15 protein-coding genes and 1 pseudogene are annotated in these 20,234 nt (G+C 69.0%); 10 read left to right on the top strand and 6 right to left on the bottom strand.

The window, feature by feature from the left end; all coding sequences use genetic code 11:
* Positions 1-76 precede the first annotated feature (76 nt).
* From ACVCMG_RS02640 to ACVCMG_RS02625, 4 genes are all read right to left on the bottom strand, one after another.
* Positions 77-2,917: a 2-oxoglutarate dehydrogenase E1 component gene (locus tag ACVCMG_RS02640; RefSeq protein ID WP_395118334.1), complete on the bottom strand. Its 2,841-nt coding sequence runs from the start codon at positions 2,915-2,917 to the stop codon at positions 77-79.
* Positions 2,918-3,220: 303 nt separating this feature from the next.
* On the bottom strand, positions 3,221-4,174 hold the full coding sequence (locus ACVCMG_RS02635) for a GNAT family N-acetyltransferase (protein ID WP_447114816.1): 954 nt from the start codon (positions 4,172-4,174) through the stop codon (positions 3,221-3,223).
* The gene (locus tag ACVCMG_RS02630) at positions 4,171-5,367 is read right to left on the bottom strand and encodes a JmjC domain-containing protein (RefSeq protein ID WP_447114815.1); all 1,197 of its coding nucleotides are present in this window, start codon (positions 5,365-5,367) and stop codon (positions 4,171-4,173) included. The genes ACVCMG_RS02635 and ACVCMG_RS02630 overlap by 4 nt, the downstream gene beginning before the upstream one ends.
* Positions 5,368-5,388: 21 nt before the next feature.
* A complete protein-coding gene (locus tag ACVCMG_RS02625) occupies positions 5,389-6,129 on the bottom strand; it encodes a sulfite exporter TauE/SafE family protein (RefSeq protein WP_395118340.1) in 741 nt (246 codons plus the stop codon).
* Between the two features lie 164 nt (positions 6,130-6,293).
* On the opposite strand from ACVCMG_RS02625, the gene ACVCMG_RS02620 reads away from it, so the two are divergent.
* The 3 genes from ACVCMG_RS02620 (at position 6,294) to ACVCMG_RS02610 (ending at position 10,656) form a co-directional block, all read left to right on the top strand.
* Positions 6,294-8,162, top strand: a complete 1,869-nt coding sequence (locus ACVCMG_RS02620; protein WP_447114814.1) for an assimilatory sulfite reductase (NADPH) flavoprotein subunit — start codon at positions 6,294-6,296, stop codon at positions 8,160-8,162.
* Between the two features lie 83 nt (positions 8,163-8,245).
* Positions 8,246-9,940: an assimilatory sulfite reductase (NADPH) hemoprotein subunit gene (gene cysI / locus ACVCMG_RS02615; RefSeq protein WP_447114813.1), complete on the top strand. Its 1,695-nt coding sequence runs from the start codon at positions 8,246-8,248 to the stop codon at positions 9,938-9,940.
* Positions 9,941-9,996: 56 nt separating this feature from the next.
* Positions 9,997-10,656, top strand: a complete 660-nt coding sequence (locus ACVCMG_RS02610; protein WP_447107204.1) for a phosphoadenylyl-sulfate reductase — start codon at positions 9,997-9,999, stop codon at positions 10,654-10,656.
* Between the two features lie 82 nt (positions 10,657-10,738).
* Here the strand turns inward: ACVCMG_RS02610 and ACVCMG_RS02605 are convergent, their stop codons facing one another.
* Positions 10,739-11,680, bottom strand: coding sequence for a peptidylprolyl isomerase (locus ACVCMG_RS02605; RefSeq protein ID WP_447114812.1), 942 nt, complete (start codon positions 11,678-11,680; stop codon positions 10,739-10,741).
* Between the two features lie 148 nt (positions 11,681-11,828).
* Here ACVCMG_RS02605 and ACVCMG_RS02600 point away from each other — a divergent pair, with 148 nt between their 5' ends.
* The 3 genes and pseudogenes from ACVCMG_RS02600 to ACVCMG_RS02590 all read left to right on the top strand — a co-directional run bounded on the left by ACVCMG_RS02600 (position 11,829) and on the right by ACVCMG_RS02590 (position 13,555).
* Positions 11,829-12,191 (top strand): PadR family transcriptional regulator, encoded by a 363-nt coding sequence (locus ACVCMG_RS02600; protein ID WP_395118348.1) that lies wholly within the window; start codon positions 11,829-11,831, stop codon positions 12,189-12,191.
* A pseudogene (locus ACVCMG_RS02595) lies at positions 12,188-13,112 on the top strand (sensor domain-containing protein). The gene ACVCMG_RS02600 and the pseudogene ACVCMG_RS02595 overlap by 4 nt, the downstream one beginning before the upstream one ends.
* Entirely contained in the window at positions 13,112-13,555 is a 444-nt protein-coding gene (locus ACVCMG_RS02590) for a DUF1579 family protein (RefSeq protein WP_395118352.1), read from the top strand. Before ACVCMG_RS02595 ends, ACVCMG_RS02590 begins: the two are co-directional and overlap by 1 nt.
* 37 nt (positions 13,556-13,592) lie before the next feature.
* Here the strand turns inward: ACVCMG_RS02590 and ACVCMG_RS02585 are convergent, their stop codons facing one another.
* Positions 13,593-13,880: a hypothetical protein gene (locus ACVCMG_RS02585; RefSeq protein ID WP_395118354.1), complete on the bottom strand. Its 288-nt coding sequence runs from the start codon at positions 13,878-13,880 to the stop codon at positions 13,593-13,595.
* Between the two features lie 127 nt (positions 13,881-14,007).
* On the opposite strand from ACVCMG_RS02585, the gene ACVCMG_RS02580 reads away from it, so the two are divergent.
* From ACVCMG_RS02580 to ACVCMG_RS02565, 4 genes are all read left to right on the top strand, one after another.
* A complete protein-coding gene (locus tag ACVCMG_RS02580) occupies positions 14,008-14,616 on the top strand; it encodes a class I SAM-dependent DNA methyltransferase (RefSeq protein ID WP_395118356.1) in 609 nt (202 codons plus the stop codon).
* Positions 14,617-14,690: 74 nt separating this feature from the next.
* Positions 14,691-16,682 carry an OPT family oligopeptide transporter gene (locus tag ACVCMG_RS02575; protein WP_447114811.1) on the top strand — a complete coding sequence of 664 codons (1,992 nt, stop codon included), beginning with the start codon at positions 14,691-14,693 and terminating at the stop codon, positions 16,680-16,682.
* A gap of 85 nt (positions 16,683-16,767) precedes the next feature.
* Positions 16,768-19,374 carry a bifunctional lysylphosphatidylglycerol flippase/synthetase MprF gene (gene mprF, locus ACVCMG_RS02570; RefSeq protein WP_447106087.1) on the top strand — a complete coding sequence of 869 codons (2,607 nt, stop codon included), beginning with the start codon at positions 16,768-16,770 and terminating at the stop codon, positions 19,372-19,374.
* On the top strand, positions 19,371-20,174 hold the full coding sequence (locus ACVCMG_RS02565) for an AcvB/VirJ family lysyl-phosphatidylglycerol hydrolase (RefSeq protein ID WP_447114810.1): 804 nt from the start codon (positions 19,371-19,373) through the stop codon (positions 20,172-20,174). Before mprF ends, ACVCMG_RS02565 begins: the two co-directional genes overlap by 4 nt.
* Positions 20,175-20,234: the final 60 nt, after the last annotated feature.

Below are 20,234 nucleotides of genomic sequence, written 5' to 3'. Positions count from 1 at the left end.
GCTCTTGGGTTTGTGCGACTGTCGATGGACACAAGAAGCAGGGGCGGCCAATCGCGACCGCCCCGTTCGAAACGGATTACTCGGCGGCGTGGTCGGTACCGACCGGCTCGACCAGGGCCTGTTCGACCAGCGCCGCCTGTTCGGCGACGTGCGTGTTGTGGTGGCCGGCGGCCGGCGCCGGCGAGCGCGCGCGACCGGCGTACGACAGGCTGTGCTTGCTGCCCGTGCAGGCTTGCAGGTGATGGCGGATCTGGAACCAGGCGCCCTGGTTCATCGGCTCCTCCTGGCACCAGATCACTTCCTTCGCCGACGGATACTTGTCCAGCTCGGCGCTGACCTCCACGCGGGGGAACGGGTACAACTGCTCGACGCGCACGATCGCCACGTCGGTCAGGGCGCGCTTCTCGGCTTCCTCCAGCAGGTCGTAGTAGACCTTGCCCGAGCACAGCACCACGCGCTTGACCTTCTTCGCGGTCAGCTTGCGATGCTCGCCGATCACCAGCTGGAAGCTGCCGTTGGCCAGCTCGTCCAGGCTCGACACCGCCAGCTTGTGGCGCAGCAGCGATTTGGGCGTCATCACGATCAGCGGCTTGCGCGCGGCGCGCAGCATCTGCCGGCGGATCATGTGGAAATCCTGCGCCGGCGTGGTCGGCACGCAGACCTGCATGTTGTCCATCGCGCACAGCTGCAGGAAACGCTCCAGCCGGGCGGAGGAGTGCTCCGGCCCCTGGCCTTCGTAGCCGTGCGGCAGCAGCAGCACCAGGCCGCACAGGCGGTTCCACTTCGATTCGCCCGAGCTGATGAACTGGTCGATCACCACCTGCGCGCCGTTGGCGAAGTCGCCGAACTGGGCCTCCCAGATGTTGAGGGTGTCCGGGTCGGTGGTGGAGTGGCCGTACTCGAACGCCATCACCGCCTCTTCGCTGAGCAGCGAGTCGATCACCTCGACATCGGCGCCCGCGCGCACGGTGGCCAGCGGCATGTAGGTGTGGCCGTCCTTCTGGTCGTGCAGCACCGCATGGCGGTGGAAGAACGTGCCGCGGCCGGAATCCTGGCCGACCAGGCGCATGTCGAAACCGCCGTCGACCAGGGTCGCGTAGGCCAGGTTCTCGGCGAAGCCCCAGTCGGCGGGCTGTTCGCCGGCGGCCATCTTGCGGCGGTCTTCGTAGATCTTGGCCACGCGGCCCTGCAGGGTGAGGTCGGCGGGCAGGGTGAGGATATTGCTGGCCAGTTCCTGCAGCTTGCGCATGGGCACCGTGGTGTCGGTGGGCAGCGACAGCTTGCCGCCGATGAAGCGCGCCCAGTCGACGTGGCCGTCGCGGACGGGGCTGGGGTCCAGGTCGGTCATCGGTGCGCCGGCTTCCAGGCGCTCGCGGTAGGCGTCGAACTGCTTCGCCGCCTCGCCCTCGGCCAGCACGCCGGCCTTCACCAGTTGCTGCTGGTAAAGGTCGCGCGCGGTCGGACGCTTGCGGATGATCTGGTACATCACCGGCTGCGTGGCGGCCGGCTCGTCGGCCTCGTTGTGGCCGTGGCGGCGGTAGCAGACCAGGTCGATCACCGCGTCGCGGCGGAACCGCTTGCGGAAGTCGTAGGCCAGCCGGGTCACCAGGATCACCGCTTCCGGGTCGTCGCCGTTCACGTGCAGCACCGGCGCGTTGACCATCTTGGCCAGGTCGGTGCAGTACATGGTGGAACGCGCGTCCTCCGGATTGGAGGTGGTGAAGCCGACCTGGTTGTTGACCACGATGTGCAGGCTGCCGCCGATCTTGAAGCCGCGTGCCTGCGACATGTTGAACAGTTCCATGTTCACGCCCTGGCCGGCAAACGCGGCGTCGCCGTGGATCAGCACGGCCATCGACTGCGTGTGCGCGGTATCGCGGCGGCGGGTCTGGCGCGCGTGCACCGAGCCGGTCACCACCGGGTTGACGATTTCCAGATGCGAGGGGTTGAACGCCAGCGCCACGTGCACGCCGCCCTTGGGCGTCTTGACGTCGGCGGAGAAGCCCATGTGGTACTTCACGTCGCCGGAGTGGGCCGGGTCGTCGGGATGGTCGAAACGGCCCTCGAACTCGTCGAACAGGGTCTTCGGCGGCTTGCCCAGGATGTTGACCAGCACGTTGAGGCGGCCGCGGTGGGCCATGCCGATCACCAGCTCCTTGATGCCGTTGTCGCCGGCCGCGCGCACCACGTCGTCGAGCATCGGGATCAGGCTGTCGCCGCCTTCCAGCGAGAAGCGCTTCTGGCCGACGTACTTGGTGTGCAGGTAGCGCTCCAAGCCCTCGGCGGCGGTGAGGCCGTCCAGCACGCGCTGCTTGCCGGCCTTGTCCAGGCCGCTCTGGCCGGCGGATTGTTCGAGCCGGCTGTAGATCCAGTTGCGCTGCTCGTGGTTGCTGATGTGCATGAACTCCGCGCCGATCGAGCTGGCGTAGGTCTTCTTCAGCCGGTCGAGCAGGTCGCGCAGTTTCAGCCGCTGGCCGCCGCCAGCGTAGTTGCCGGTGTCGAATTCGGTATCCAGGTCGGCGTCGGACAAGCCGTGGAAGGCCAGGCCGAGATCGGGGGCCGGCATCTTGTCGGCCAGGCCCAGCGGGTCGAGGTCGGCGGCAAGGTGGCCGCGAGAGCGGTAGGCGGTGAGCAGGCGCAGCACGCCGGCCTGCTTGCGTGCGTACTCGTCGCTCATCGGTACGGCGGCGGCGCCGTTGCGGCCCTGCTTCTGCGCCGCCTCGATCCGCGCAATGGCGGCGCCATGCGGGACATCGCCCGATTCGCGACCCTTGAACGTCTCGAAATAACCTGCCCATTCGGCGGGAACGGCCGTGGGGTCGGCCAGCCATGCGTCGTACAGCGATTCCACGTAATCGGCGTTGCCGCCAGCGAGTTGGGAGGATTCGTAGAACTCGCGGATCAGGTTTGTACTCACGTCACCACCGGCAGAAAAAGAGGCTTGCAGCCATCCATGTGAGCTGAACGTCGCGGCTTGCGACCGGTTTTCAAGTCCGACCGGTGGCTCGTGCGGATGACTGGTATCAATCTGCACGATTATACCCTTCGCCCGCCACGGCACGGCAACCCGTGAAATGGTCGCAGACGGCCTGCGGCGCGGCTCCGCGGCCACGATGCACGGCCGCAAACGCGCAAGGGGTGTGGCCTGGTCGCGTTGTGCATCGTCGCGGACGCGGATGGCCACGAGCCAGCTGCGGTTCAGTCCGCGCGGCCGTCTCGCTCAGATATCCAGCCGCTGCAGCGCCGTGGCGCGCTCGGAGCGCTCCCACACCTCGTCGAATTGCTGTTGCAGCGGCGCGGCGCCGGCGCGGTCGTCGCGCGCCGCGCGTCCAGGTGGACGCTCCGCCGCGGGCAGGAACAGGTAACCGCCGACGTCGTTGAGCAGGCAGGCCGAAGGCCAGGCCAGGTCGACGTCGTCCACCGGCACGCGGATCTGGAACGCGCTGGACAGGCGCTGGGCCAGGCCGATCAGTGGATGGTCGGCCTGCAGCGCGGCCTGCGGCTCGTGCAGCAGCACGCGGATCAGCGCACTGCGGCCGGAGGTGGCGATGCGTCGCAACTCGGCCAGTTGTTCCGCATCGGCGAAGGTGTCGGCAGTGAGCGCGGGCAGGCGCACGGCCAGCTGATGACGCGCATCACGCAGCAGTTGCAGCCGCGCCTGCACGCATTCCGCCGCCGTGCCGGTCGCCAGCCGTCCGGGATCGCGACCAAGCGGATGCTCGACCGTCGCGTCCCGCTCGAACACCAGCCGCATGGCGCGGTGTGCCAGCCCCGCGTCCTCGAATTCGTCCCCATATGCCACGAAACCGGCGCGGGTGTAGAAGCCGATCGCGCTGACCTGGGCGTCCAGTGCCACCTCGGGCCAGCCCCGCGCGCGCGCCAGGCCCAGCAGCTCGCGCAGCAGCGCCGCGCCCACGCCCTGGCCGCGCCAGTCCGGCAATACCGCCATGCGACCGATCTTGTGTTGCGGCGTGAGCCGGCCGCAGCCGATCGGGTGGCCGGCATCGTCGCGGGCCAGCACGTGCCAGCAGTCGACGTCCAGCCCGTCGCGCTCGCGCTGCTCGCTCACGCCCTGTTCCTGGATGAACACCGTGGCGCGCAGGTCGAGCAGGGCGGCGCGCTGGTCCTCGCGCGACCAGTCGGCGATCTCGACGTGGAAGTGCTGCAGCTTCATCGGCGGCGGCGCGCCGGGCGCAGCAGCAGGTGGCCGTCGTTGACCAGGGCGAGCAGGAGTTCGCGGTCGGCGGCGACAGGCGTGCGGTCGAAGGCCAGTTCGCGTTCGGCACACAGCCGTTGCGCCAGTTCCACCGATGCGCCATAGGCCTGGCCACACACGTACAGCACGCCACCGGTCTTGCCCCCCGCCCAGGCCATGCGCGCCCAGGGGTGGCGCAGCAGCCGGGCACCGGCGGCGAGGCGCGCAGCGAACCGCTCATCGCTCAGTGGATGGTCCGGCGCCACCGGCACCTGCGCGTTGCGGTAGCGGGTGATGAAGCGGCCGAACCAGTCACGCAGCAGGTCCTCGCGCAGGGCGGCGGCAAATGGCAGGGCCGCCTTGAGCCGCTCCAGCGCGGCGCGGTCGATCTCGCCGGCATGCCGGGCCGGGGCCAGGTCGGGGTCGGCGTAGCGCAGTTCGTCCGGCAGCTGCTCGGCGATGTAATCGGCCAGGTCGCCGGTCAGTTCGGCCTGCGAGGGTGCGCGCATGCCGACGGAGAACGTCATGCACGGGCCGCCGAAGGCGACGCCGTCGTGCGGCACGCCTGGCGGCAGGTAGAGCATGTCGCCCGGGTCGAGCAGCCATTCGTGGGTCGGCTCGAACTGCACCAGTTGCTTGAGCTCGATGTCGGGCCGGAACGCCTTCGGTGCCAGCGGATCGTCGCTGATCGCCCAGTGGCGCTGGCCCAGGCCCTGCAGCAGGAACACGTCGTACTGATCGATGTGCGCGCCGACGCCGCCGCCGGGTTCGGCGTAGGACACCATCACGTCGTCCATGCGCCAGCTCGGCAGGAACCGGAAGTGTTGCAGCAGGCCGGCCACGTCGGCGTCCCACTTGTCCACGTCCTGCACCAGCAAGGTCCAGTTGCGTGGTGGCGTGGCGGCGAAATCGGCCTCCTCCAGCGGGCTCGACTTGACCCGCCAGCGGTCGCGCACCTCGTCGTGCACGATCAGCCGCGCCAGCGCGGTGGGCTCGCAGGCCAGGCCGGCGAGATCGTCCGGTTGCAGCGGCGGGCGGAAGCCGGGGAAGGCGTTGCGGATCAGCAGTGGGCGCTTCTGCCAGTAGTCGCGCAGGAAACGGGCCGGGCTCATGCCCAGCGGGCGCGTGGCGCTGCCGCGCACTTCAATCGGAAAAGTCGGGGTGGCGTTCATCCGGCCATTGTAGTGGCCGGCTCAGGTGAACAGGCGCACGGTGTTGTTGAGGCCCAGCGCCAGCACTGCCAACCCGGCCAGCGCGGTGGCGACGCGCGCCGGCACGCGTCGCACGAACACGGCGCCGAACGGCGCGGCCAGGGCGCCGCCGATGATCAGCCCGACCACCGCGGCCGCATGGCTGACGCCGATGGTGAGCAGGAAACTGAAGCTGGCGGCCACGCTGACCACGCACTTGGCCAGGTGCACGCTGCCGATCACCGCTCGCGGCTGCAGGCCGCGCGCCAGCAGCGTGGTGACGGTGATTGCGCTCCAGCCGCCGCCGCCGATGGCGTCGACCAGGCCGGCAATGCCGCCGGTGATGCCGGTGCCGCGCGGGACGTCCATGCGTGCGCCGGCCGCTCGTCGGCAGCGCAGCAGCAGGAAGCCGCCCATGCCCAGCAGGTAGGGCGCCAGCAAGGCGCGCAGCCAGGAAGGCGGTACGTGCACGGCGATCCACACGCCGATCAGCGCCCCCAACACGCCGGGGATCACCAGTGCCAGGAACAGCGCGCGGCGCACGTTGCCGGCCAGCAGGTGGCTGAGGCCGGAAGCACCGCAGGTGAAGGCCTCCGCGTAATGCACGCTGGCGCTGGCGGCCACCGGCGGCACGCCCAGCGCCAGCAGCAGGCCGGACGCGGTGACCCCGAAGGCCATGCCCAGCGCGCCGTCGACCAGCTGGGCGAGGGCGCCCACGACCATGAATGCAAGCAGTTCGCTCAAGCGCGTCGGCAACCACATCGGGTGGATGCGCAGTATACGGCGCGCCCGGCCGCGCGCAGGAAATGAGCAGCGGACATAACGACATGCCGACAGATGCTTTCCCCGAGTTCGAACCGAAACCTACCATTGTCATATGGACGTAAAGACGTCCAGAAGGAATGACCGTGAACGCTGCGCTGAAATCGCTGCCGCCTGCACCTACGCTCGATCCGGAGCGGCTGGCGCTGCTGGCCCGCTTGACCCACGGCCTGGCACCGGCCGACCTGTACTGGATCGCGGCGTACAGCGCCGCGGCCGCCGCTGGCGGCGCGGTTGCGGCCAGCTTGCCGGGCATGGGCGAGCAACCGGCGGACGCGGGCCGGCGGTTGACCATCGTCTATGGCAGCCAGACCGGCAACTCCCGCCGTGTGGCCGAGCAACTGGCGACTCGCGCCGAGGCCGCCGGTCTGCCGGTGCGCTTGTTGCGCGCCGGCGCCTACCCGCTGCGCGAGCTGGCGCAGGAGCGCTTCCTGAGCGTGGTGATCAGCAGCCAGGGTGACGGCGATCCGCCGGACGATGCGGTGGGTTTCGTCGAGTTCATCGCCGGCAAGCGCGCACCGAAGTTGCCGCAACTGAAGTTCGCCGTGCTGGGCCTGGGTGATTCGAGTTACCCGAAGTACTGCGCGGTCAGCCAGGCGCTGGATGCGCGGCTGGCCGAGCTGGGTGGGCAGCGCTTTGCCGAGCTGGGCGAGGCCGACGTGGATTTCGAGGCGGCGGCGGCAGGCTGGTCCGAACGCGCCCTCGCCGCAGCCCGCGAGACGCTCGACGTGCCCGCGACGGCTCCGCGTCAGGGCGCGGCACTGCACGCGGTGCGCACGGTGGCGACATACTCGCGCGAGCAACCGTTCGCCGCCGCCGTGCTGGAGAACCAGCGCATCGTCTCGCGCGACAGCGAGCGCGACGTGCGGCATGTCGAACTGTCGCTGGAAGGTTCGGGCCTGCGTTACGAAGCCGGTGATGCGGTCGGCGTGTGGCCGCGCAATCCGCCGGCGCTGGTCGAGCAGTGGCTGACGACGTTGCGGCTGGATGGCGCTGCGGAAGTCGAACATGGCGGCAAGCACCTGCCGCTGGCGCGCTGGCTGGCCGAGGAGCGCGAAATCACCCGACTGACCCGTCCGTTGGTCGCGGCGCAGGCCGCAGCCACGAGGCATGCAGGTCTGCAGCGCCTGCTGGCTCCGGAGCAGCGCGCCGAGTTCGCCGCCTTGCTGGAAAGCCACCAGCCGATCGATCTCCTGCGCGAGTTTCCCGCCGCGTGGGACGCCGCCGAACTGGTCGCCGCACTGCGCCCGCTGACGCCACGGCTGTATTCGATTGCGTCCAGCCCGAAAGCGGTGGGGCCGGACGAGGTGCACCTGACCGTGGCGGTGGTGGAATACGCTGCGCATGGCAGCACGCATTACGGCGCGGCATCGAGCTTCCTTGCCGGCGCGGGCGATGACGCGACAGTGCCGGTATTCATCGAACCGAACGAACGCTTCCGCCTGCCGGCCGACGGCAGCCGCGACGTGATCATGATCGGCCCCGGTACCGGCGTCGCCCCGTTCCGCGCCTTCGTGCAGGAGCGCGAGGCGACTGCCGCCAGCGGCCGCAACTGGCTGTTCTTCGGCAACCGCCACTTCGCCCGCGACTTCCTCTACCAGCTCGAGTGGCAGGACGCCTTGCGCCGCGGCAGCCTGAGCCGCCTCGACCTGGCCTTCTCGCGCGACGGCGTGGCTCGTTCAGAGAGTGCGCTCAGGGATGTGCGGGGTGTTGCGAGGGGCTCGCACAAGGTCTACGTGCAGCAGCGCCTGCGCGAGAACGGTCGCGAACTGTACGCATGGCTGCGCGAAGGCGCGCATCTGTATGTCTGCGGCGATTCCGCGCACATGGCCCGGGACGTGCACGAAGCCCTGCTGGAGATCGTCGCCACCCACGGCGGGTTGTCCGCCGAGGGCGCGCGGGCCTGGTTGGCCGATCTTCTGCAGCAGGGGCGTTACGCCCGCGATGTCTATTGATTGAACCGCGTCGTCATTCCCGCCTTCACGGGAATGACGAACAAATAAGCATGCAACCCGAACGCGAACTGGCTTGAATCCCCATGCCTTCCCACCTGGAAAAGATCAAGATCGAAAGCCGCCTCTTGCGCGGCACCATCGCCGAGGGGCTGGCCGATGCCCTCACCGGCGCGATCGCCGAGAGCGACACCAAGCTGCTGAAGTTCCACGGCAGCTACATGCAGGACGATCGCGACATCCGCGACGAGCGCCGCCGCCAGAAGCTGGAACCGGCGTATGCCTTCATGGTGCGCGCGCGCCTGCCTGGCGGCGTGATGACCCCGGCGCAGTGGCTCGCCTTCGACCGGATCGCCGGCGACTACGCCTCCAGCGGACTGCGCATCACCACGCGGCAGACTTTCCAGTGGCACGGCATCATCAAGCGCGACCTGAAGCCCGCCATCGCCGCGATCAACGCGGCCATGGCCAGCACCATCGCCGCCTGCGGCGACGTCAACCGCAACGTGGTGTGCAACACCAACCCGGTCGAATCGCCGGCGCACGAGGCGGCGTACGCGTGGGCGGTGCGCTTGTCCGAGCACCTCAAGCCGAAGACGCGCGCCTACCACGAGTTCTGGCTCGATGGCGAAAAGCTGGTGGGCGAGGAAGCCGCCAACGAAAGCGAACCGCTGTACGGCGCCACCTATCTGCCGCGCAAGTTCAAGATCGGGCTGGCGATCCCACCGCAGAACGACATCGACGTGTTCGCCCAGGACCTGGCCCTGATCGCCATCGTCGAACACGGCGAGTTGCTTGGATTCAACGTGGGCATCGGCGGCGGCATGGGCGCCACCCATGGCGACCCGGCCACCTATCCGCGGCTGGCCGACGTGATCGGCTTCGTGCGGCCGTCGCAACTCATCGCGCTGGCCGAAACCGTCATCGCCGTGCAGCGCGACTGGGGCGATCGCGAGGAGCGCAAGCATGCACGGCTGAAGTACACCATCGACACGCTTGGGCTCGGTGCGGTCAAGGCCGAGATCGAGCGACGGTTGGGCTTCGCGCTGGAGCCGGCGCGCGCGTTCCGTTTCGACAATAACGGCGATCGCTACGGTTGGGTCGAAGGCCATGCCGGGCGCTGGCACCTGACCTTGCAGGTGGAGTCCGGCCGCCTGCTCGACCGCGGAGCGCACACCTGGCTCAGCGGCATGCGCGAACTGGCCGGCGTGCACACCGGCGACATCCGGCTCACCTGCAACCAGAACCTGATCATCGCCAACGTGGCGGCCGCCGATCGCGCCGCGATCGACGCCCTGGTGGCCCGCCACGGCATGGACGGCTACAAAAGGCACAGCGCGATCCGCCAGCACGCGATCGCCTGCGTGGCGCTGCCCACCTGCGGCCTGGCGATGGCCGAGAGCGAGCGCTACCTGCCGACGCTGCTGCCGAAACTGGAAGCCTTGCTGGACCGGCACGGCCTGCTCGACACGCCGATCCTGCTGCGCCTGTCCGGTTGCCCCAACGGCTGCTCGCGTCCGTACCTGGGCGAGATCGCCCTGGTCGGTCGCGGCCCGGGGCGTTACGACCTGCGCCTGGGCGCGGATTTCCGCGGCCAACGCCTGAACCAGGTCTGGCGCGAGAACGTCGACGAAGCGGCCATCCTCGCTGCACTCGACCCGCTGTTCGCGCGCTATGCCGCCGAGCGCGAGGCGGGCGAGGGCTTCGGTGATTTCCTGCTGCGCGCGGCTGTTCTGCAGCCACCACCTGCGCGGCGCATCGCCGCCACGGTGCTCGCGTGAAACCGCTACCGGTGGACACTGCCCCCGACGCGCAGGCGCTTGCGGGGATCAACGCCATGCTGGCCAAGCGCAGCGCTGCGCAGCGGGTGGCGTGGGCGCTGGAGCACCTGCCCGGAGAACACGTGCTGTCGTCCAGTTTCGGGGCGCAGGCCGCCGTGTCGCTGCATCTGGTCAGCCGCCAGCGTCCGGACATCCCGGTGATCCTGATCGATACCGGTTACCTGTTCCCCGAGACCTACCATTTCGTCGACCAACTGACGGCGCGGCTCGGGCTCAATCTCAAGGTCTACCAGTCGCCGCTCAGCCCCGCGCGGATGGAGGCGCGGCACGGCCAGTTGTGGCGCCAGGGAGTGAGTGGCATCGACCAGTACAACCGCGTTCGCAAGATCGAGCCGATGCAGCGCGCGCTCGATGAACTGCATGCCGGCAGCTGGATCGCCGGACTGCGCCGGCAGCAATCGCGCAGCCGCGCCGCGATCGATTTTCTCGAACTCCGCCACGGCCGCTGGAAACTGCACCCGCTGGCCGACTGGAGCGACCGCGACGTCGGCCACTATCTCAGCCGCCATCGCCTGCCGTACCACCCGCTGTGGGAGCAGGGCTACGTCTCGATCGGCGACCACCACACCAGCCGTCGCTGGGAGCCCGGCATGGACCCGGAGGAAACCCGCTTCTTCGGCCTCAAGCGCGAGTGCGGACTGCACGGCATCGCGTGACGGTGGGTCCCCGCAGGGCGGGCAGTGCCCGCCGCTCCTGGTCTGGGTGCGTTGAAGAGCAGGCGGGCAGGGCCGCCCTGCGTCAATGCGCTGCTTTCGGCTCACGCACGGGGATGTCGACGCTGCACAGGCCGACCTTGCCGGACGACACCTTGTAGAAATCGTCATGCCGGTGGCGCTGGGCGTCGAGCAGGGCGGCGAAGGTGGCGCTGTCCGTGCGCAGCACCTGCACGGCCGGGCGCTGCGCCGGCGGCAGTTCGGAGGCCAGTCGCACGGATTCGATCGGCGTGCGTTGCGCGGGCTTGTCGTAGAAGCCCATCGGGCCGGTACCACGCGGCAGGGCGGACAGCAGCGGCATGCCTTCCAGCACGCGGCCGGCGATCGCCAGGTTGCGGTCGAGCCGGCGCGGGGACTGGCCGATCACCACGTACAGCTCGCTGCCGCTGCCGGTTTCCTGGCCGATGTCGCGTCCCACGCCGACCATGCCGTAGCAATGGGTCAGCCACTGCTCGCCGCTGGCCGGGTCGCGCGCGGCGGGGAAGCCTTCACTGAAACCGACCTCGGGTGCATAGACGTCGCCGTCGGGCAGCGGGGTCCATTCCAGCCTCGGGTCGATCGGCCGCGTGTATTCCGGCGGCAGCGTGGCGTGCGCCTTGCCCAGCGAGCGCGGCTTGCTGGCGGGATCGTTGTTGTCGCCCGCCGGGTCGCCCCATTGCGTGACGAAGTTGTCCTGCACCCGCACGATCGCCAGGCCGTCGTAATAGTGCTGGCGCGCCATGGTGCGGATGTTCGCCGCATGCAGCGGGGTGAAGTCCGGCGCCAGCTCGATCAGCACGCGCCCGGTCGGCAGCTGCATCACCAGCAGGTTGTGCGGGTCGGGCGTGCGCCATTCGGCCGCGGTGGACTTGGCCAACAGCTCGGCGCGGCTCGGCGTGGGCGCCTGGGTATCCGTGGCGGCGAGCGCCGGCACGGCGACCAGGCTGGCCAGCAGCGTCAGGGCCGCGAATTGACGACGTGCATGCATGGCTATCCCCTCAAGGTTTGCAACGGCGAGACCCGCAACTTAGCAGAGCGTCCGCGTCGCCGGCAGGCGCATGACTTCAGGCATATTCACTAGTCATAACTGCACACTAGAATGAATACCGTAACAGGTGACAGTGCGGGTGAGTGCGATGGATGACGGCAGTCAACTGAAGAAGTTCCAGAAGGAGCTGTCCACCGGCACGGTGGCGCTGGTCCTGCTGGCCGTGCTGGCGCAGTCGCGCCAGCCGATGTACGGCTACCAGATCGCCAAGCGGCTGGAGGCGGTGGGCGAGGGCGTGCTCGCCGGCAAGCAGAGCGCGCTGTATCCGGTGCTGCGCAATCTCGAGGCGTCGGGATTGCTGGCCAGCGAGGTCGAGCCTTCGATCAGCGGACCGCCGCGACGCTATTACCGCATCACCCGGCCCGGGCGCGACGCGCTGCGCGACTGGACCGCCGCGTGGATCGCCACCCGCGATTCGGTCGACAACGTCTTGCAAGGAGGGGTTTCATGAACGCGCCACGCACGATTGCCCAATATCTCGATCAGCTGCGCGCCGCGCTGCGCGGGGCCGACCCTGCGCTGATCCAGGATGCGCTCTACGACGCCGAGGAACACCTGCGCGCAGAGCTTTACGAACGCCCCGGACGCGACGATGCTCGAACAAGTGGTGCAGAGCTACGGCGCACCGGACGAGGTGGCCGAGATCTACCGCGACCAGGAGATCAAGGTGCAGCGGGCGATCCGCCCGCCGCCAGCACCGCCGCGTCGCTCGCTGGCCGGGCGCTTCTTCGGCGTGGCGACCGACCTGCATACCTGGGGTGCGCTGTTCTACATCCTGCTGGGGTCGGCCACGGGCATCGCCTATTTCACGCTGGCCGTGGGTGGCATCGCGCTGTCGGCGGGCCTGTCCGTGCTGATCATCGGCCTGCCGTTCATAGTGCTGTTCATCGGCAGCATGCGGGGGCTCTCGCTGCTCGAAGGGCGCATCGTGGAAGCGCTGCTGGGCGTGCGCATGCCGCGGCGGCCACCGTACCCGCAACGCGGCGTGCCGCTGCTGGGGCGGATCGGCGCCATGTTTACCGACCCGCGCACCTGGACCACGCTGTTCTACATGGTGCTGATGTTGCCGCTGGGCATCGTGTACTTCATCCTCACCGCCGTCTTGCTGGCCGTCGCGCTGGGCCTGCTTGGACTGCCGGTGCTGATGCTGTTTGGCCACGACTGGTTGCAGGGCCTGTACGTGGATCACACGATCCTGCTGGACTGGGGTTCCGGCCCGCACGTACCTGGCTGGGCCGAGGTGCTGGCGATGTTCCTGTTCGGCGCAGGGTTGCTGTTCGCCACCCTGCACCTGGTACGCGGAATCGGCCGCTTGCACGGCGCCATGGCCAAGCACCTGCTGGTGCGCGGCACAACCCGGGGTGCATCGTGATGGACGACCTGCTGGCCCGTTTCGATGGCGCATGGGATGGCGAAGAAACCATCGCCACGACCCGCTGGGGCGAGGGCGGCCCGGCGCTCGCGCAGATCAGCGGGCGGTTGGCCCTCGGCGGCAGGGTGCTGCTGATGGATTACCGCGAAACGCGGGACGGCCAACCCGCGCTGCAGGCGCACGCGGTATTCGCCGACGGTGCCAGTCCCGGCGACTTCGCGCTGCACTGGTTCGACAGCTACGGCTTCACTCCCGCAGAACCTGCGCCCGGATATCGCGACGGCGATCGGCTGGTGTTCGTGCGCAGTTCGTCGCGCGGGCAGACACGACATGTGTACCACTGGCTGGGCAACGACGAGTTCACCCTGGTGCTGGAAAGTTCGTTCGACGGCGGTACAAGCTGGGAGAAGGTCATGCAGGGCAGCTACCGTCGCGTCCCGTAGCCCCGGCGCGCCGGGGTAACCGGCGTCGTCGCGGCTTTCAGAAATCATCCACGAACTCGATGCCGGCGCTGCATTCGCTGGCCAGTATCTCGGCGTTCATGCGCACGTCGTCGGCCAGGCTGTCGCTGGCCGCGCCCACTTCGATGAGATAGGCATGTGCGTCGCTGTCGCCGGCCGAACCCAGCGAGCTGGAGTCGTCGCGGATGCCCAGCGCGGGGTCGTCGATTTCCTCGATGTGCTCGACGCCGTCGATGCCGTGCAGGCCGATGATGAGGGTGTCGGCGTCGGCGCGACTGCCGATCAGGCGAAAACGGATCATGGGCATGGTGTTGGCTCCGGGTGGTCGGGGGCGGGGCGAGCATCGCAAGCGAAACGCATGCGAAAAGTGATGCCGTGCCGCGCGCTACCATGGGCGTTCATCCGCCAGCCACTCCGGCCCGCGCCGGGAAGCCATGCCCAAGACCTACGACCGCAGCTATTTCGACAAGTGGTATCGCGACCCGCGCCACGCGGTCGGCTCCCCGGCCGAGTTGCGGCGCAAGGTGGCGATGGCGGTGGCGCAAACCGAGTACTACCTGGGCCGCACGATCCGCAACGTGCTGGACGTGGGTTGCGGCGAAGCCACGTGGCGGGCGCCGCTGCGCGCGCTGCGACCAGGCGTGGAGTATCGCGGGCTGGATGCCAGCGAGTACGTGGTGGCGCGTTACGGCCGCAGCCGCCGGATCGGCCTGGCGCGCTTCGGCCAGCTCGAACAGCTGCGCTTCGACACCCGCTTCGACCTGATCGTGTGCAGCGACGTGCTGCACTACCTCAAGCCAGCCGAGATCCGTGCCGGGCTGCATGGTATCGGCGAGATGCTCGATGGCGTGGCCTTTCTGGAAGTGTTCACCAGCCGCGACGACGTGGCGGGCGACCGCCAGGGTTTCATCGCGCGCGCTCCCGCCTGGTACTTGCGCGAGTTCGGCCGCGTGGGCCTGTTGCCGTGCGGATCGCATTGCTATCTCGGGCCGCGACTGGAGCAGCATGTGGCCGCGCTGGAGCGCGCGCGGCTGCCTGGCTGACGAAGGCCGGCGTATCGCCGGGCGACGGTTCCGCGCTATCGTGCGCGGCAGTTTTCATCGGGGGAGAGCACGAAGTGACCCAGCCAGTCTTGTCCAGCCCATCGCGCCGCGAGCTCACCCTTCGTGGCGTCATCATCGGCATCGTGATCACCGTGGTGTTCACCGCTGCGAACGTGTTCTTCGGCCTCAAGGCCGGACTCACCTTCGCCACCTCGATCCCCGCCGCGGTGATTTCCATGGCGATCCTGCGCGCGTTGAAGAACTCCACCGTGCAGGAGAACAACATCGTGCAGACGGTGGCCTCGGCTGCGGGCACGCTGTCGGCGATCATCTTCGTCCTGCCGGGCCTGGTGATCCTGGGCTACTGGAACGGCTTCCCGTTCTGGATGAGCTTCGGCATCTGCGCCACCGGCGGCATCCTCGGCGTGATGTACACCATCCCGCTGCGCCGCGCGCTGGTCACCGATTCCGCCTTGCCGTATCCGGAAGGCGTGGCCTGCGCCGAGGTGCTCAAGGTGGGCTCGGGCGATTCGCCGGAGGCCGCCGAGTCGGTGGAGTCCGGCGGTGCCGGGCTGAAGGCGGTGGTGGTGGGCTCGATCGTCTCGGCGGCGTTCTACGTGGTCGTGCAGACCAAGATCTTCGCCGCCGCGGTGTCCAGCTATTTCCGCATCGGTGATCGGGGTGCGGCTAGCGGTTTCGACTTCGGTCTCTCCTTCGCGCTGTTCGCGGTGGGACACCTGGTGGGCCTGTGGGTGGGCGTGGCGATGCTGCTGGGCGCGATCATCGGCTGGGGCTGGGCGGTGCCGCACTTCCTGCTGCTGCACCCGGAGGGCGGCGCGGCGGCGGAAGCGGCCCAGGCCACCTGGAGCCACTACGTGCGTTTCGTGGGCGCCGGCACCATCGGCGTGGCGGCGATCTGGACGCTGGCCAAGCTGGTCAAGCCGGTGATCGGCGGCCTGGCCGGCGCGATGCGCGCCTCCAGCGCGCGCAAGGCGGGCACGCTGCATTCGCTGCCGCGCACCGAACACGACATGCCGATCGGCCAGGTCGGCATCATCACCCTGCTGTGCCTGATCCCGGTGGCGTGGCTGCTGGGCCACTTCGCCAACATCAGCGGGCTGGGCGAGCACATGGCGCTGCTGGTGATCGGCGGCGTGGTGTTCGTGATCATCATGAGCTTCCTGGTTTCCGCGGTATGCGGCTACATGGCTGGCCTGATCGGCTCGTCCAACAGCCCGCTGTCGGGCGTGGGCATCCTGGTGGTGATCATCGCCGCGCTGCTGCTGGTGCTGGGGGTGAAGTCGCTGGTGCCGGAGGAGGCCGGCAAGGCGCTGGTGGCCTTCGCGCTGTTCATCACCTCGATCGTGTTCGCGGTGGCCTCCATCGCCAACAACAACCTGCAGGATCTCAAGACCGGGCAGCTGGTGGACGCCACGCCCTCGCTGCAGCAATGGGCGCTGGTGATCGGCGTGATCGCCGGCGCGCTGGTGATTCCGCCGGTGCTGGACCTGCTCAACCAGGCCTACGGTTTCCTCGGCGCGCCGGGCGTGGACCCCGCGCGCGCGTTGCCGGCGCCGCAGGCCGGGCTGATCTCGGCGCTGGCGCAGGGCGTGATCACCGGCAACATCGACTGGAGCCTGATCGCTATCGGTGGCGGCATCGGCGCGGTGCTGATCGTGGTCGACGAGGTGCTGGGCAAGACCAGCAAGTCGATGCGCCTGCCGCCGCTGGCGGTGGGCCTGGGCATCTACCTGCCCACCTCGACCACGCTGATGGTGGTGGTCGGCGCGATGGTCGGCGCCTGGTTCGACAAGCGTGCCGAGCGCGGCCCCAAGGCGGAGCCGACCAAGCAGTTGGGCGTGCTGCTGGCGTCGGGCCTGATCGTGGGCGAGAGCCTGCTCGGCGTGATCGTGGCGGCAGCGGTGGCGCTGTCCGGCAACCAGTCGCCGCTGGCCGTGGTGGGCGAAAGTTTCGCGACCCCGGCGATCTGGATCGGCGGCCTCGCCTTCACCGCGACGATCGTGGTGATGTACCGCTGGATCGCGCGGATGGGGCAGGGCGGCTGAGGTCGCCTTGCCGCGTGGCTGCCGTTCAGCGGCTGCCACGCGACTGGCCCTAAACTGGCGGCCTTTCCGGGGGGATGCGAGCCGCGTGGTGCAGGAACAAGTCGAACGGGCGCCGCGCGCGGACGGGATTCCCGATGGCCCCAGCCAGAGGGTCGCGTGGTTGCGCCACATCGCCGGCCCGCTGTTCTCGGTGGGCATGCTGTGCCTGGCGCTGTTCGCCCTGCATCTGCTGGCGCGCGAGGTGAATTACCACCAGGTGCGCCAGTACGTACAGGGCCTGTCGCACGAACGCCTGGGCCTGGCGGTGCTGTTTACCCTGGCCGGCTACGCGGTGATGACGATGTACGACCGCCTGGCGCTGGCCGCGATCGGACGTCGGCTGCCGTGGCGGCGGGTCGGCCTGATTTCCTTCATCAGCTACGCCTTCAGCAACGCCCTGGGCATGTCGCTGCTGGTGTCCGGTTCGATCCGCTATCGCTTCTACGTGCAGAACGGGCTGGGCAACGGCGAGATCGCCCGCGTGGTGCTGTTCTGCACCAGCAGCTTCTGGCTCGGCCTGCTGGCGCTCACCGGCACCACCTTGTTGTGGGTGCCGCTGCCGCCGGAGCTGCCGCTGGCCGGTCTGAGCCAGCCGTTGGGCGCGGTGCTGGTCGCACTGCCGCTGGCGTGGCTGGCTGGCGGATTGATCCATCGCCCGCTGCGCATCTGGCGCTGGCGCGTGACGCTGCCTTCGGTGGGCACCGCGTTGAAACAGATCCTGGTCGGCGCCTGCGACTGGGGCCTCGCTGCCGCGGTGCTTTACGTGCTGATGCCGGATGCGTTGAACAACGGCTTCGGGCACTTCCTGGCGATTTTCGTGATCGCCCAGATCGTCGGCCTGGTGAGCCACGTGCCCGGCGGGCTGGGCGTGTTCGAGGCGGTGATGCTGGCCGGCTTCGGCGCCACCGGCAACGCGCAGCTGACGGCACCGATCCTCGGTGCGCTGGCCGCGTACCGGGTGATCTATTACCTGCTGCCACTGTGCGCCGCCGCCGTGCTGGTACTGCAGCGCGAGGCGCAGGGCTGGCGCCGCAAGGCCGTGCTGGCACCATGGTTCACCGGCTTGCTGCCTTCGTTCTTCGCCGGCCTGACCCTGGTCTGCGGGGCGGTGCTGCTGTTCTCCGGCGCGACCCGCGCGCTGCCGGTGCGCATGGCGATCCTCGGCGAGCTGTTGCCGCTGTCGGTGCTGGAGGTTTCGCACCTGCTGGCCAGCGTGATCGGCATGCTGCTGCTGATCCTGGCGCGCGGCCTGCAACGACGGCTGGATGCCGCCTACTGGCTGACCCTGGTGTTGCTGCTGGCTGGCGCGGTGTTCTCGCTGCTCAAGGGCATCGACTACGAGGAGGCCGCGCTGATGACCTTGCTGGCGCTGGCACTGGCGCCGGCCCACCGGTTGTTCCATCGGCGCGCGTCGCTGTTCAGCACCAGCTTCGGCGTGGGCTGGATCGTGGCGATCGTGGCGACGCTGGGCTGCGCGGCGTGGCTGGTGGTGTTCAGCTACAAGCACGTCGACTACAGCGCCGACCTGTGGTGGCAGTTCAGCCTGCAACACGGCGGCGCGCCGCGCGCGCTGCGCGCGCTGGTGGCCGCGGCCGTCACCGGCATGCTGTTCGCGGCGGCCAGCCTGATCCGTCCGCAGAAACTGCAGCGCGAACGACCCGGCGAGGCCGAGTTGGCGCAGGCGCTGCCGCTGATCAAGCAGTTTCCCTCGGCGCAGGCACACCTGGCCCTGATGGGCGACAAGACCTTGCTGTTCGACGACGAGCACAAGGCCTTCGTGATGTTCGACACGATCGGACGCAGTTGGGTCGCGATGGGCGATCCGGTGGGCACCGACGAGGCCGCACGGCGCGAGCTGGTGTGGACCTTCCTCGAACAGTGCGAGCGAGCGGGTGGCTGGCCGGTGTTCTACCAGGTCAGCCCGGCCAACCTAGACCTGTACCTGGAGGTGGGCCTGAACCTGCTGAAGATCGGCGAAGAGGCGCGGGTGCGACTGGATGCCTTCAACCTCGACGGCAAGTCGAAGAAGGTGCTGCGCAACACGGTCAACAGGCTGCAGCGCGACGGCCTGCGCCTGGAGATCGTGCCGGCCGACGCGGTGGCCGGCCTGCTGCCGAAGCTGCGGCCGGTGTCGGACGCCTGGCTGCGCGACAAGCACGTGCGCGAAAAGCGCTTCTCGCTCGGTGCCTTCGACCCGCACTACCTGGCGCGCACGCCGATGGCGCTGGTGTGGCAGGGCGATGAGCTGGTGGCATTCGCCAACCTGCTGCTCAGCGACACCCGTGAAGAGGCATCGGTCGATCTGATGCGCCATCGCCCGGACGCCCCGGCCGGCATCATGGACTACCTGTTCGTGGAGCTGATGCTGTGGGCGCGCGCCGAGGGCTACCGCTGGTTCAACCTCGGCATGGCGCCGCTGGCCGGGCTGCACAGCCGGCGGCATGCGCCATGGTGGAACCGGTTCGGCGCGATGGTGTTCGGCCGCGGCGAGCGCTTCTACAACTTCCGCGGCCTGCAACGCTACAAGCAGAAGTTCGACCCGCAGTGGGAGCCGCGCTACATGGCGGTACCCCGCGGCATCGCCTTGCCGATGATCCTGGCCAACGTGGCCAGCCTGATCGCCGGCGGATTGGGAGGAGTCGTGCGCCGATGAGACGATGGAAGACCTGGCTGGCCGGTGTGCTGGTGCTTGGTGTGCTTGGCGCCTTGCTGGCGTGGCGGCCCTGGTCGTCGGTCAGCCTGGCCGATGCGGCCGTGGTCTGGCCGGTGGCCGCGCATGCCGTCGCACCGCCGGCGGGGAAGGACGACGTGATGGCGGTGATCGTCTCCGGCGATGGCGGCTGGGCCGACGTGGACCGGCGCCTGGGCATCGCCTTGATCGACCGCGGCGTGCCGGTGCTCGGCATCAACTCGTTCAAGTACTACTGGCGCGGGCACGACCCGCGGCAGACTGCGCGCGAACTGGATGCGTTGATGACGAAGCAGCTCGATGCGTGGGGCAAGCGGCGGATCTGGCTGATCGGCTTTTCGTTCGGCGCCGACGTGCTGCCCACCATCACCGACCAGCTCGGCGCCGAGAACCGTGCGCGGATCACCCAGATGGTGCTGCTCTCGCCCAGCCGCGACGTGACCTTCGAGATCGAGCTGCAGGGTTACATGATCGAACAGGGCTGGTTCAAGGAGCGCCTCAAGGACGCGTTGCAGTGGATCAACCCGATCGATCATCACGACCCGCTGCCGCCGCTGCGGGCGTTGCACGACCAGCCGCCAGTGGTGTGCTACTACGGCCTGGACGACGCGGCCGACAGTCTGTGCGACCAGCCCGGTCTGCCGACGTGGGTCACCGTGCACGCCAAGCAGGGTGGCCATCATTTCGACGAAGGCTACGGCCCGTTGGCGCAACAGATGCTGGACGAATTGCCGGCGTCACCGGGTACCGCCGCACGGCCTTGAGCACCGTGCAGGCGACAGGCGCGCAAAGGCGCCGCGATACACTGCGCGCCTGTTTCCCGG

It is taken from the genome of Rhodanobacter sp. UC4451_H18, from assembly GCF_052978225.1.
The sequence above is the reverse complement of the archived record's forward strand: the minus strand, read 5'-3'. Positions and strand labels throughout refer to the sequence as shown.